A 13,138-nucleotide genomic window follows, 5' to 3' on the forward strand; every position below is an offset into this window, starting at 1 on the left:
GCTCCGAAATTCGGAGCGGTTTTTGTTTTATTTCTTCTTTCTCTTCGCAATAGATTTTGCCTTTGCTTGAGCTCTGTTTCCTGGTTTGGTTTTAGGTGGTTTTCTTTTGCTTGGTCCACCAAGATTCACTTTTTTATTTTTATCTTTTTTCTCGTGGAATGCAGAACCTGGTTCAATTTTTTTATACTGAACAGGATTTTTCATCACTACAACTTCTTTTTCTGAAGCGATTTTCACCTCAGAAACCTTCACTTCTTCTGGAAATTCTACTCTTTTCACTTCCTTGTTCATAAACATTTCTAGTTCTATGAAACGTTCTTCTTCTTTTGGCGTATAAAAAGAAATCGCAATTCCGTCTTTATCTGCTCTACCTGTTCTACCAATTCTGTGAATATATTGCTCCTGAATTTCTGGAATTTCAAAGTTAAAAACGTGAGAAACATCAGGAATATCAAGACCTCTCGCCATTACATCAGTGGTGATAATTCCTCTCAATTCATTGTCTGAGAAAGATTTCATGGTTCTCAATCTGAAATTCTGAGATTTATTCGAGTGAATCACCCCAAATTCTCCCGGAAATTCTTCGTCTATTTTATTAAAAATTAAATCGGCGTGTCTCTTATTATTGGCAAAAATTAAAATTTTCTCAAATTCATCCTGCGTTCTTAACAAGTGAACCAATAGATTTAATTTGGTATTAAAATTCTTCACGGGAATAGCAGATTGAGCAATCTTTTCGAGTGGAGTTCCGCTTCTTGCTAAAGAAATTTCCTGTGGATTTTTGAAATATTCGTCTAACATGGCATCTACATCATCCGTCATGGTTGCAGAGAAAAGAATGTTCTGTCTGCGCTCACTCATCATCGTGAAAATATCTTCTAACTGTCTTCTGAAACCCAATGAAAGCATTTCATCAAACTCATCGATAATCAGTTTTTTTAGATCTTTCAAGTTCAAAACAGCATCTTTCATCAAATCCATTACTCTTCCCGGAGTTCCCACCAAAATATCTACACCTTCATAAACCAAAAGCTTCTGAGTATTGATATTTACACCGCCATAAACGCCTAAAACTCTAGTTGACATATCTTCTGTCAGTTTTTCTACAACTTCGGCAACTTGCACCACCAATTCACGCGTAGGAACAAGGATAAGTACAGTTGGACTTCCGTTTTTATTGTATTTCCAAGTTTTAAGAACTGGAAGAAGATAAGCTAATGTTTTACCGGTTCCGGTTTGTGCAATTCCCATTACATCTTTTCCAGACATAATTGGTGAAAAGGATTTCAGCTGAATAGGTGTTGGCTCAGAAATTCCTAATTTTTCTAAAGCGCTGTTGAGTTGTTTTGGCAAATCAAAATCTGCAAATGATACTTTCATTTGGCAAAAATACGATTTTTAAAATAGAGCAAAAATTTTAATCTCTTACAAACTCACCAGATTCGTAATCTATTCTGTATTTATAAGTAAGTGTAGTAGATTGTGACATGGCAATTCCGCCTCCTACTCCACCAATTGCAGTACCTAGAAGTACATCGCCAAAAGAAGGACCTTGAACCACTTCTCCTACGAAGTAAAAATTATTTTTTTCTTTGATTACGCCGTAGAAATTAAGTCCTTTGATATAAATATTATTGTCTTTAACAATAGCATAAGCTATAGGTTTTGCATTGACAATTTCTCCAGAATTGTCCTTGTATTTAATTTTTTTAATTCCAGAAGGCGACAAAACAATTTCCTGAATAGGAAAATCTGGTTTCAGATGCTTAAGAGACTCGAAACTTTTGTAAATACCGTCTGGATATTTATTATTACTATACAATGGAATTTCACTTTTCATTATGTCATCATAAGAAATCATATCATTTAATGTAAATGCTTTTTCCATTAGAAATGTATTAGATTCCATAGCGGTTTTAATTTCAGTAGAAATCAAATTATTAACTTGTTTTTGAAGTGATATGAGTTTATCCGTGCTATTAAATGATATTTTCTTTTCCACTTTAGAGATTAAGTGGTAAGTTTCATTCTCTTGAGCAAAAAATGCTCCTTTTAATAGAAAATTAGCTTGATTAGGCGTTTCTGAAATATAGAAATCTCTCAAAAGAAAAGTAAGATTTTTAGAAGCAGAATTTTGCGGTAACAATTGATTAAAATAATCTTTAAAAATATTTTCTATCGTTTTAGAGAGCAATAATTTTTTCTTGGAATTTTGACCTCCATATTTCACAAAACCTACATCTTCTTTTTGCTTTCTAATATCTAAAATCTGTATCGTATTGTAATAACTAGATTGAGGAAGAGCAACAGACGTATTTTCAAAATTAAAAGTGATGGTATTATTTTCTTGCGATTGCGCCCAAAGTAAAGAATTGCTGAAAATGGTAAATAAGATTATTAGTTTTTTCATTTAAAAATTTTTCTAAAAATAAGGGTTTTCTTAGAAACTAAAAAATGCTTTTTATCACTAAAATCTCGCTTGTACTTGCACAAACATTGTAGTATGATCATACTCTGAAGTAAGTGGAACATTTTTTTGATAATCATCAATCATTGCTCCTATTTGCAAACAAGCAAAATATTGGTCAGCGAATTCTAATGTAAGCATTGGCGTAAAAGTAGTTCTTACATTGCCTTCTAATTGATAGTTAGGATTTAGATATTCATATCGGTTAGAGAATTCTATGCTTCTTAGTCTTGGTGAATTCAGATTATATCGAATAATAGGATTGATATAAAAACTTCTGAATCTAAAGTCTTTCAGCTCTGGTTTTGGCGAAAGCTTAGAAACTCCAAATTCTGAAAAATTGTTTCCTTCTTTGTATTCAGAGATGATTTCTAGATTCCATTTTGGATTGATGGTAAAAGTTTTTTCTACATCGGCCCCGATTACATTTCCTGATTGATTGATGTAACTGCCAATTCCGCCATTCACTCCAATTTTTAAATCATCTTTAAAATCCTTTTCTAATCTGGCGTAAACGTGTTTGCTTTGGTCATTATCGATTTCAGAACCACGAGAATTTCCATTGGTAGCTCCGATATAATATTTCAAAGGATTTTTAGCATTATTGATATCACCATAAACAGCAATTCCGGTTTGGAAACTTTGCCAACCGTTTTTCCCCAATAAATAATAACCATTTGAAAAATCTACAGATTTGATAAACTCACTCGGAATTTCGTCTTCTATCCCAAAATACGGACGAAACTGCCCTAATTGAATTTTGAGATGCTTATTATGAGAATATCTTACAAAAGCTTGTTCTAATACTTTTCCGGTAAGGTTACTGCTGTTAAACTCCGCAAAATTAAGCATCATTCCCAAGTCAAAACGGTCATTAATTTTAGATTTCAATAAAAATCTTGCTCTTCTTACATTAAAACTATTGGATACTAATTTCTGTTGGTCTGCTATATTTACACCGTTTACATCTACATTATCGGTGAGAGAAACCAAATATCTGGTCTGCAATAAACCGCTAAAACTGGTGTTTCTTAAGATTTTAGAATAGTTAGAAATAGTATCTTTTTTAGAAACATTTTGCGCAAAAATCGCCAAACTGAACAATACAAAACTGAATAAAAGAATTTTCTTCATCTTCATTAATTTTAAACAATCATTTAAATTTGAAGATGCAAAATTATCATTCAAAAAGGACTAAATTATGCTAAGCAGAGAATAATTTAAGAAAATAAGATAAAAATCATTATTTGAGCTTCACAGATTTGGTTTCTACTTTGATTTCATCATTTTTCCAAACGCTTGAAGTAATTCTTACAAATCCTTTTTTCAGAGGATCTTTTTCAATCGGAAATTTATTTTCTTCCCACTGCGAACAATGCGTAGGAATAGGTTTTACCAAGAATTTCGATTCATTATTTTTAAAAGTGTAAACGTAAAAAGAATGCCAACAACTGGTACACCAATTCGGATAAAATCCTATTTCATCTGCGCCATCATTGTTTAAATCTTTCAGGTTATAGATATCGCCGTTTTTAGCATTTTTGATGGCAATCGGTTTAATTTTTTCATCGGAAAAATGAATGGTAGTAATACAATTTCCTTCGCATTCATCACTACAATCTGAAACTGTGGCATATGCAAGTTCTTTTTTGCCATCTCCGTTATAATCTCCTTCTAACTTCAATTCAGAAGTTTGAGAAAACAAGAAATTAACCATCAGAAAAAACGAAATAGAAGCTATTTTTTTCATAATCATTTGTGTTTTGTGTAATTCAAAAATAAAAAAAATCTTTCATTAATATGAAAGATTTTAAAATTTATTCCCACTCAATCGTTGCTGGTGGTTTACTCGAAATATCATAAGCGACTCTATTGATTCCTTTCACTTCATTGATAATTCTGTTCGATACATTTTCTAAAAATTCCCAAGGAAAATGGCTGAAAGTTGCCGTCATAAAATCTGTAGTATTCGCAGAACGAACTACAGCGGTGTATTCATACGTCCTTTCGTCTCCCATTACTCCAACAGATTTTACGGGAAGTAACACCACAAAAGCCTGAGAAACCTTTTCATACAATTCATTTTTATACAATTCTTCTATGAAAATATCATCTGCTTCTTGTAATATTTTCACTTTTTCGGCATCTACTTCTCCTAAAACTCTGATTCCTAAACCTGGTCCTGGAAATGGATGTCTGTAAACCAAATGATGCGGAATTCCTAATTCTTCGCCTACTTTTCTTACTTCATCTTTAAATAATTCACGAAGCGGTTCTAGAAGTTGAAGTTTCATTTCTTCTGGCAATCCACCTACATTGTGGTGAGATTTTATCACTGCAGAAGGTCCTTTTACCGATTGAGATTCGATAACATCTGGATAAATAGTTCCTTGAGCCAAAAATTTAGCGCCTTCAAATTTGTGAGATTCTTCATCGAAAACGGCCACAAATTCTCTACCGATGATTTTTCGTTTTTCTTCTGGGTCTGAAACTCCAGCTAATTTTGACAAAAATCTTTCTGAAGCATCTACCATATCAATATTCATATGGAAATGTTCTCCGTAATTTTCCATTACTTTTTTGCCTTCATCTTTACGCAAAAGTCCTGTATCTACGAAAATACATTGCAACTGGTCACCAATAGCTTTATGAATGAGAACCGCAGCTACCGATGAATCTACACCACCAGAAAGCCCAAGAATTACCTTGTCATTTCCTACTTTTTCGCGGATTTCGGCAACTGTTTTTTCAATATAATTGGTCAGTTTCCAATTTTTTTCTGCTTTACAAATCTGGAAAACGAAGTTTTCGAGCATTTTAGCTCCAAATTCACTGTGCGAAACTTCTGGATGGAACTGAACGCAATAAATATTTTTCTTTTCGTTAAAAATCCCTGCAATTACTCCAGATTTTGCTGAAATTTCAAAATTCTCTGGTAAAGTTTCCACTTCATCAAAATGGCTCATCCAAACGGTAGAAAATCTGCTTACTCCTGTAAAAAGTGGATTAGATTTCGTGATTTCTAGAGTTGCTTTTCCGTATTCTCCTTTTTCACCTTTTTTTACGTTTCCGCCCAAAAGATGTGCTGTGAGTTGCATTCCGTAGCAAATTCCCAAAACTGGAATTCCCAATTCGAATAATTCTTTTTCTACCAAATGTGCATCTGGAGAATTTACAGAACTCGGACCTCCAGAAAGGATAATTCCCGCAGGATTTTTGGAATTTATTTCTTCTAAAGAGGTATTAAAAGGTAAAATTTCCGAATACACTTCCATTTCGCGTATTCTTCTACCAATCAATTGGTTATATTGTGAACCGAAGTCCAAAATGATGATTCCTTTATTCATTTATTTTTCTATTTTATTACTTTAATGTTCTTTTGGCTTGAACCAAAAGAACCAAAAATTCAAGACTTAGAAACTCGACTAAATAAACAAAAATTACTTATTATTTCTAAGCGTAACTAGCCCTGATTGCAACGGAAATCCTGTTATTGTGAGCAAAAAACTTGGGATTGCTTCGCTTTGCTCGCAATGACAGATTGCAGAGGAAAGCAGGATTAGCTCCTAAAAAAATTGAGGGAAAATTCCCTCATTTTATTAAAATTTTCCGATGTCTTCCCTGTAAAATGCGTAGTCATAATGAAGTGTTTTAGCATCTTCATAGACTTTTTCGCGGGCTTCTTCGTAAGTATCACCAGTTGCAACCACGTTAAGCACTCTACCAGAATTGGTGACTACTTTTCCTGCAATTTGCTCTGCTCCAGCAAAGAGAACATTGCTGTGTTTTACCTTATCTAAACCTTGGATTTCGTAACCGATTTCAAAATTCCCAGGATAACCGCCAGAACACATCACGAGACAAATCGCCTTCTTGTCTGAAAACTGTAAATCTAAATCTTTTCCTTCGATACAGTCATGGATAACATCCAGCAAATTATTCTCTAAAAGTGCCATGATGACTTGCGTTTCTGGATCGCCAAATCTCATGTTATATTCTAACAAATAACATTGATTATCTTGTACTAAAACGCCAAAAAATATAATCCCTACAAAATTAAGTGCTTTGTCTTTAATTCCTTTAACGGTAGGTTCTAAAATATTTTTATTAAAATCTGCTAAATGCTCTACCGTAAATTCTGGACTTGGAGCTACAGTTCCCATTCCACCAGTATTTGCGCCAGTATTTCCGTTTCCTACTTTTTTATAATCTTTGGCAGAAACACATGGAAAAGCTTTTTCGCCATTCCAAAAAGCGATAATAGACGCTTCAAAACCTTGTAAAAATTCTTCTATCACCACTTTTATTCCAGCATCTCCATAAATTCTTTCTATCATGAATTGGTGCAAAGTGTGATGCGCAGTTTCTTTGTCTTCACAAATCACTACTCCTTTTCCGCTTGCTAAACCGCTTGCTTTAATCACCAAAGGATAAGAATGATTTTGGATATATTGGTCTGCTTCTACATAAGAATCAAAAATAGCAGCTTTGGCTGTTCTGATGCCATAATCTTGCATAAATTTTTTAGAAAAAGCTTTGCTTCCTTCTAAATCTGCGGCACGTTTTGTAGGGCCAAAAATTTTGAGATTATGTTTCTGAAATTCGTCTACAATACCATTAACTAAAGGTAATTCTGGACCTACGAATGTGAAATCTATTTTTTCTCTAAGAGCAAAATCTCTTAACTCTGCTACACTGTCATAAGGTAAGTTTTTACCTAAATTTTCTGTTGTAGCATTGCCTTTTGCAAAAAACATTTGACTGATTCTTTTGTCTTCTGACAATTTTTTTGCAATAGCAGATTCTCTACCTCCGTTTCCTATTATTAATACTTTCATATGATACTTGGTTTCTTACAAATTTACGAAATCCTATGAACGATTTGTTATAAAATTTCTATAAAATTTGCGATATACTTATTTTTTAGTTGCTAAAAAATTGATTTGATTAATGTAGGAAATGTCTCATTCCTGTGAACATCATTGGGATTTTATGTTCATTTGCAGCTGCAATAGAATCTTCATCTTTTACAGAACCGCCAGGTTGAACAATCGCTGTAATTCCTTCTTTAGCACAGAAATCTACCACATCTCTGAATGGGAAAAATGCATCTGAAGCGAGAACTAAATTTCCTGAAAATTTCTCTTTCGCTCTAGAAATCGCTTGTTCTGTAGCCCAAATTCTATTGACTTGTCCGCCTCCAATTCCGAAAGCTTGAATTCCGTTTGAAACTACTATAGCGTTAGATTTTACATATTTAACCACTCTTTGAGCAAATAAAAGTGCTTTTTCTTGCTGTTCTGTTGGTTGAATTTCTGTAACTACTTTAAAGTCTGTAGAAAATTGGTCATCTACATCTTGAACCAAAATTCCGCCATCTATTTTCACCCAAGTTTTCTTGTCTGAAACTGGATTTTTGATTTTTATAATTCTAAGATTTTTCTTTTTTCTCAAAATTTCTAGCGCATCTTCATCAAAATCAGTTGCCATTACAATTTCAAGGAAAGTTTTGTTCAATTCTTCCGCAGTTGCAGCATCAACTTTGTAATTCATTCCGATGATTCCTCCGAAAATAGAAATCGGGTCGCATTCGAAAGTTTTAGCATAAGTTTCTAAAGCAGTAGTTCCGATGGCAACTCCACAAGGTGTAGAATGTTTTACGGCACAACAAGCCATTTCATCTTTGAATTCATTTACCACTTTCCAGCATAAATCCATATCTCTCAAATTATTGAAAGACAGTTCTTTGCCTCCTAAAATTTCGAAATCTTTCATCGCGCCGTTTTCTGTAGTAGAAACGTAATACGCTGCCGATTGATGAGGGTTTTCGCCGTATCTTAAATCAGAAATTTTTTGGTAAGAAGCCTGTAAATATTCAGGATAATCTTCATTCAACAACATTTGAGAAATTGCAGCATCATAAGCAGAAGTTAAGTTGAAAACTTTACCTGCCAATTTTTTACGAGTTTCAATTGTAGTATCACCGTTTTCAGAGATTTCTTGTTGAACTTTAGCATAATCTTCAACATCGGTAACTACAGTCACAGAAGCGAAATTTTTAGCTGCAGAACGAAGCATTGATGGTCCACCAATATCGATGAATTCTACTTTTTCTTCTAATGAAATTTCTTTATTTACATTTTCGAAAAACGGATAAAGGTTTACAATCACCATATCAATCAGTTCTATTCCATGTTCCTGAACAGTTTTCATGTGTTCTTCGTTATCACGAACCGCAAGAAGTCCACCATGAACTTTTGGATGAAGGGTTTTTACTCTTCCGTCTAACATTTCAGGAAAATTGGTCACTTCATCAATCTGAATTGGGTTAAGTCCCGCTTCTTTAAGATGTTTAAAGGTCCCGCCAGTAGAAATGAGTTCGTAATTTTTAGATTCTAAAAATTTGGCAAAATCAATAAGATTGTTTTTGTTGGAGACACTGATTAATGCTCGTTTTTTCATTTTTATTTATACTTTTTTTATTAAATCCTTGGAATAAATTCCAATTCTGTAAAATCTGTCGTTCCTATGGAACTCTTTTATTTAAAACCAAATCAATCGCTTTTGGGAAAATATCGTACTCAATTTGATGCACTTTCTGTGCTAAAGTTTGTGGAGTTTCATTTTCTGCAATTTCAAATTTCCCTTGAAGAATAATTTCACCTTCATCAATTCCAGAAGTTACAAAATGAACGGTTGCACCACTTTCTTTTTCTTGGGCTGCAATTACCGCTTCATGAACGTGATGTCCCCACATTCCTTTTCCACCAAATTTTGGCAATAAAGCAGGATGAATATTGATGATTTTTCCTTTGTATTTTTCACAAAATTCTTTGCTCAGAATCGATAGAAAACCAGCTAATACAATCAAATCTGTATTTTCGGGCAAAAGTTTTTCTAAATTTTCAGAGAAATCTTTTCCTCTTTTGATAAGTTGATTCGGAATTTGATGATTTTCGGCTCTTTCTAAAGCATAGCAATCTCTGTCTGCAACCACCAAATTGACTTTTGTGTTGGGAATTTCTCCATTATCAATACAATCAATGATGCGCTGTAAATTGCTACCAGAACCCGAAACTAAAACTGTAATATTTTTCATGTTAGATTTCAGATTTCAGATTTCAGATTTCAGATTTTTGTCTGATATCTCTTATCTAAAATCTCGTTTCTATATTAATTGAATTTTCTCTTCGTTTTCTACGATTTCACCTACTAAATAAGCGTCTTCGATTAAAGAAAGTGCTTTTTCGGCAAGACTTTCATCTACTACGATAACCATTCCTACTCCCATGTTAAAAGTACCAAACATTTCCATTCTTTCGATGTTTCCTCGTTTTTCTAATTCTAACATTACGCTTGGAATTTGGATTTTAGAAGTGTCAATTTTCGCACATAATCCATTCGGAATAATTCTCGGAACGTTTTCGATTAAACCGCCACCTGTAATGTGTGCAATTCCTGAAATTTCTACGTTTTCTTTCAGTTTAAAAACGTCTTTGTAATAGAGTTTGGTAGGAACTAAAAGTGTCTCGTAAAGAGGTTTTCCTTCGAATTCTTCTTCAAAATTTGGGAAAATTTTTCTTACCAATGAAAAACCATTGCTATGGAATCCTGAACTTGGTAAAGCGATGATTTTATCACCCGTTTTAATTTTAGAACCATCAATAATTTGGTCTTTTTCTACAATTCCTACGCAGAAACCAGCCACATCATAATCTCCTGGTTGATACATTCCCGGCATTTCTGCAGTTTCACCACCAATTAATGCGCACTCATTGTCTTTGCAAGCATTTACCATTCCCAGAACGATTTCTGCTGCTACCTCTGCATCTAGTTTTCCGCAAGCTAGATAATCTAAGAAAAATAAAGGTTTTGCGCCATGACACAGAATATCATTGGCACACATAGCGAAACAATCTACACCAATAGAATCATATTTTTTGGTATCTAATGCAATTTTTAATTTGGTTCCTACTCCATCAGTTCCAGAAACCAAAACAGGATTTTTATAGCCACCAATTTCATAGAAAGCTCCAAAACTTCCCAGATTGTTCAGTACATTTTTATTGTGCGTTTCGGCTACTGCAGATTTTATTTTGTCTACGGTTTTGTAGCCTTCTTCTTTGTCTACGCCAGCTGATTTATACGTATTATTCATTTTTCTTTTTGTTTTTTTTCTGAATAACTTGCAGGACTTTCACCTGCAAGATTCAGGTTTTTACTAGATTTATTTCAAACTGCAAACGTATTGAAAATCAAAAATAAACGATATAAAAAAAGCCGACAATCGTTCTGATTATCGGCCTCAATTATTTTGCTGCGTATTTTAGCTTCCCAATTTCTTGGAATGTACAAGAGCCAAAATGTTGCGATTTAATATTCAATTTGTTTGGAATTTGATTTCGCAAAATTATATTTTTTATTGACAAAAAGCAACAGAAAAATTTTTTTTTCTTCATTGCTCTTCAATTTTAACTTAATTTTTAGATTTTAGGCAATTCCATTGGAACTTCAATCAATAAAATTTCAGAATCCTTATCTATTTCTAAATCAAAATGTTCTGTTTCTGTAATTCCTAAAGCATCTCTTTGCCCAAGAGTATTTTCGCCAATTTTTACGCTTCCTGAAATAACGAAAACGTAAACTCCATTTCCTTCTTTTTTGACTTGATAAGTTCTAGAAGATTTTACGGTGAAATTTCCTAAGTGAAACCAAGCGTCTTGGTGAATCCAGGTTCCTTCATCATTAGGATTAGGAGAAACAATCTGTTGAAATTCATTCTCTACTGCATTGTCAGAAATTTTTAATTGGTCATATCTTGGTTCTACTCCCACTTTATTAGGAATCACCCAAATTTGCAATAAAGTTACGGGTTGTTCTTTACTTCCGTTAAATTCACTGTGTTGAATTCCTGTTCCTGCACTCATTACCTGAATTTCGCCTTTTTTAATTGCTCCAAAATTCCCCATAGAATCGCGATGATGTAATTCTCCACTTAATGGAATGGTCACGATTTCCATATTTGCGTGTGGATGCATCCCAAAACCCATTCCTTTTTCTACAAAATCGTCATTGAGAACTCTTAAATTCCCGAAATGCACTTTGTCTGGATTGTAATAATTTGCAAAAGAAAAACTGTGATTGGCAACTAACCAACCGTGATTTTGAAATCCTCTTTCGTTGGCTTTATGTAATATTGTTTTCATACTTAAATATTTATCAATTTTATACTGCAAAGTTAGCCTAATCAAAAGCAGAAGTCATTGATGTAAGATAATAAAAAAATCCACCAAAATTTGGTGGATTATGAAGTGAATATTTTGAGAAGATTATTCTTTAATCACTAAAAGCGCTGCAATTCCTGCAACTGCCATAGAAACACCTGCTAAAGCAACCATGTTAATAGCTGTTCCGCCTAAAGCAGAAAGTAAAACTCCACCTAATAAACCAGCAGCAATTTGTGGAATAGTAATGGTAGCATTAAAAATTCCCATGTAAACTCCTGTTTGTTTTGCTGGAAGTTTAGAAGATAAAATGGCATAAGGCAATGCTAAAATAGCTGCCCAAGCTATACCTACTCCAATCATTGGTAAGAATAATAGGTTTTTGTCTTTGATAAACAAAATAGATAACAAACCAAGACCACCTAAAATTAAAGAAACAACATAAACATTTCTTCTTCCGTATTTATTTGCTAATGGAGTAATCACTAAAGAAAATAGAGCGGCAAAAACACTATAAGCGGCAAAGATTACACCGGTCCAGTTTCCTGCTTCGTTAAAAGCATTAGAGGTAGCATCTGTCGTTCCCCAAATATTTTGAGCAATTCCTTGAGTAGTGTAAACCCACATTAAAAACAATGCAAACCAAGAAAAAAACTGTGTAACAGCCAATTGTTTCATGGCGTTTGGTACATTTTTAATCAAAGTAAAGAAACTTACTTTTTCTGGATTTTCGTTTTCTTTTTCTTCTAAATTATTGTATTTCGCGTATTCTTCTGGCGGATATTCTTTCGTTCTAAAAGAAGTCCATAAAACCGAAGCCAATAAAACTGCTCCACCAATATAGAAAGACCAAATTACAGTAGGTGCAACTTTTTGACCAGCTTCTGGTTCGTTTGCAATTCCCCACCAAGTCAATAAAAATGGTAACAGTGAACCGAAAACAGCTCCTACATTAATTAAAAAACTTTGGATAGAATATCCTTTATTTCTTTGAGATTCGTCTACCATATCACTTACCAAAGCGCGGAATGGTTGCATGGTAACGTTAAAAGAAACGTCCATGAAAAGCAACATCATCGCTCCAAAGAAAACGGCAGGAAATAATTGTGCGAAATGTTCAGAATTTGGCATGAAAAACATTGCTAACGCAGAAACAATTGCTCCACCTAAAATAAATGGAATTCTACGACCTAATCTCGTCCAAGTTTTATCACTAGAAAGACCTACAATAGGTTGTACAAAAAGTCCTGCAAGAGGAGCTGCTAACCAAAAATAGCTTAAATGATGTACATCTGCACCGATTGCCGAAAGAATTCTACTGGTATTCGCGTTCTGAAGAGAATAACCAATTTGCACTCCCAAAAAACCAAAACTTATGTTCCAGATTTGCCAGAAAGACAAGAGTGGTTTTTTCTGTGTATTACTCATATACTATAGTTTTTATTTG

Annotated in this window: 11 protein-coding genes; all 11 read right to left on the reverse strand. The window is 33.7% G+C overall.

What is annotated here, in order from left to right; genetic code table 11:
• Positions 1 to 27: 27 nt before the first annotated feature.
• The 11 genes from C3729_RS08465 to C3729_RS08515 all read right to left on the reverse strand — a co-directional run bounded on the left by C3729_RS08465 (position 28) and on the right by C3729_RS08515 (position 13,119).
• Positions 28 to 1,380: a DEAD/DEAH box helicase gene (locus C3729_RS08465; protein ID WP_104793765.1), complete on the reverse strand. Its 1,353-nt coding sequence runs from the start codon at positions 1,378 to 1,380 to the stop codon at positions 28 to 30.
• 37 nt (positions 1,381 to 1,417) lie between these two features.
• A complete protein-coding gene (locus tag C3729_RS08470) occupies positions 1,418 to 2,410 on the reverse strand; it encodes a hypothetical protein (RefSeq protein ID WP_104793766.1) in 993 nt (330 codons plus the stop codon).
• Between the two features lie 57 nt (positions 2,411 to 2,467).
• Positions 2,468 to 3,601, reverse strand: a complete 1,134-nt coding sequence (locus C3729_RS08475) for a porin (protein WP_165785747.1) — start codon at positions 3,599 to 3,601, stop codon at positions 2,468 to 2,470.
• Positions 3,602 to 3,710: 109 nt separating this feature from the next.
• Positions 3,711 to 4,217, reverse strand: a complete 507-nt coding sequence (locus C3729_RS08480; protein WP_260204505.1) for a hypothetical protein — start codon at positions 4,215 to 4,217, stop codon at positions 3,711 to 3,713.
• Between the two features lie 67 nt (positions 4,218 to 4,284).
• Positions 4,285 to 5,814 (reverse strand): glutamine-hydrolyzing GMP synthase, encoded by a 1,530-nt coding sequence (gene guaA / locus C3729_RS08485; protein ID WP_104793768.1) that lies wholly within the window; start codon positions 5,812 to 5,814, stop codon positions 4,285 to 4,287.
• Between the two features lie 252 nt (positions 5,815 to 6,066).
• Positions 6,067 to 7,305 (reverse strand): phosphoribosylamine--glycine ligase, encoded by a 1,239-nt coding sequence (purD, locus tag C3729_RS08490; protein WP_104793769.1) that lies wholly within the window; start codon positions 7,303 to 7,305, stop codon positions 6,067 to 6,069.
• A 109-nt stretch (positions 7,306 to 7,414) separates the two neighbouring features.
• Positions 7,415 to 8,929 carry a bifunctional phosphoribosylaminoimidazolecarboxamide formyltransferase/IMP cyclohydrolase gene (purH, locus tag C3729_RS08495; protein ID WP_104793770.1) on the reverse strand — a complete coding sequence of 505 codons (1,515 nt, stop codon included), beginning with the start codon at positions 8,927 to 8,929 and terminating at the stop codon, positions 7,415 to 7,417.
• A 64-nt stretch (positions 8,930 to 8,993) separates the two neighbouring features.
• On the reverse strand, positions 8,994 to 9,566 hold the full coding sequence (gene purN, locus C3729_RS08500; RefSeq protein ID WP_104793771.1) for a phosphoribosylglycinamide formyltransferase: 573 nt from the start codon (positions 9,564 to 9,566) through the stop codon (positions 8,994 to 8,996).
• A gap of 69 nt (positions 9,567 to 9,635) precedes the next feature.
• Entirely contained in the window at positions 9,636 to 10,625 is a 990-nt protein-coding gene (gene purM, locus C3729_RS08505; protein ID WP_104793772.1) for a phosphoribosylformylglycinamidine cyclo-ligase, read from the reverse strand.
• A gap of 325 nt (positions 10,626 to 10,950) precedes the next feature.
• Positions 10,951 to 11,673 (reverse strand): pirin family protein, encoded by a 723-nt coding sequence (locus tag C3729_RS08510; RefSeq protein WP_104793773.1) that lies wholly within the window; start codon positions 11,671 to 11,673, stop codon positions 10,951 to 10,953.
• Between the two features lie 123 nt (positions 11,674 to 11,796).
• Positions 11,797 to 13,119 (reverse strand): MFS transporter, encoded by a 1,323-nt coding sequence (locus C3729_RS08515; RefSeq protein ID WP_104793774.1) that lies wholly within the window; start codon positions 13,117 to 13,119, stop codon positions 11,797 to 11,799.
• Positions 13,120 to 13,138: the final 19 nt, after the last annotated feature.

It is taken from the genome of Cloacibacterium normanense, assembly GCF_002943105.1.
In the GTDB taxonomy this organism is placed as follows: Bacteria; Bacteroidota; Bacteroidia; order Flavobacteriales; family Weeksellaceae; genus Cloacibacterium.

What these genes read in the sequence shown, in the direction of transcription:
- C3729_RS08465 (WP_104793765.1), bottom strand. Translation starts at nt 1,380, where the DNA reads ATGAAAGTATCATTTGCAGATTTTGATTTGCCAAAACAACTCAACAGC.
- C3729_RS08470 (WP_104793766.1), bottom strand. Translation starts at nt 2,410, where the DNA reads ATGAAAAAACTAATAATCTTATTTACCATTTTCAGCAATTCTTTACTT.
- C3729_RS08475 (WP_165785747.1), bottom strand. Translation starts at nt 3,601, where the DNA reads ATGAAGAAAATTCTTTTATTCAGTTTTGTATTGTTCAGTTTGGCGATT.
- C3729_RS08480 (WP_260204505.1), bottom strand. Translation starts at nt 4,217, where the DNA reads ATGAAAAAAATAGCTTCTATTTCGTTTTTTCTGATGGTTAATTTCTTG.
- guaA (WP_104793768.1), bottom strand. Translation starts at nt 5,814, where the DNA reads ATGAATAAAGGAATCATCATTTTGGACTTCGGTTCACAATATAACCAA.
- purD (WP_104793769.1), bottom strand. Translation starts at nt 7,305, where the DNA reads ATGAAAGTATTAATAATAGGAAACGGAGGTAGAGAATCTGCTATTGCA.
- purH (WP_104793770.1), bottom strand. Translation starts at nt 8,929, where the DNA reads ATGAAAAAACGAGCATTAATCAGTGTCTCCAACAAAAACAATCTTATT.
- purN (WP_104793771.1), bottom strand. Translation starts at nt 9,566, where the DNA reads ATGAAAAATATTACAGTTTTAGTTTCGGGTTCTGGTAGCAATTTACAG.
- purM (WP_104793772.1), bottom strand. Translation starts at nt 10,625, where the DNA reads ATGAATAATACGTATAAATCAGCTGGCGTAGACAAAGAAGAAGGCTAC.
- C3729_RS08510 (WP_104793773.1), bottom strand. Translation starts at nt 11,673, where the DNA reads ATGAAAACAATATTACATAAAGCCAACGAAAGAGGATTTCAAAATCAC.
- C3729_RS08515 (WP_104793774.1), bottom strand. Translation starts at nt 13,119, where the DNA reads ATGAGTAATACACAGAAAAAACCACTCTTGTCTTTCTGGCAAATCTGG.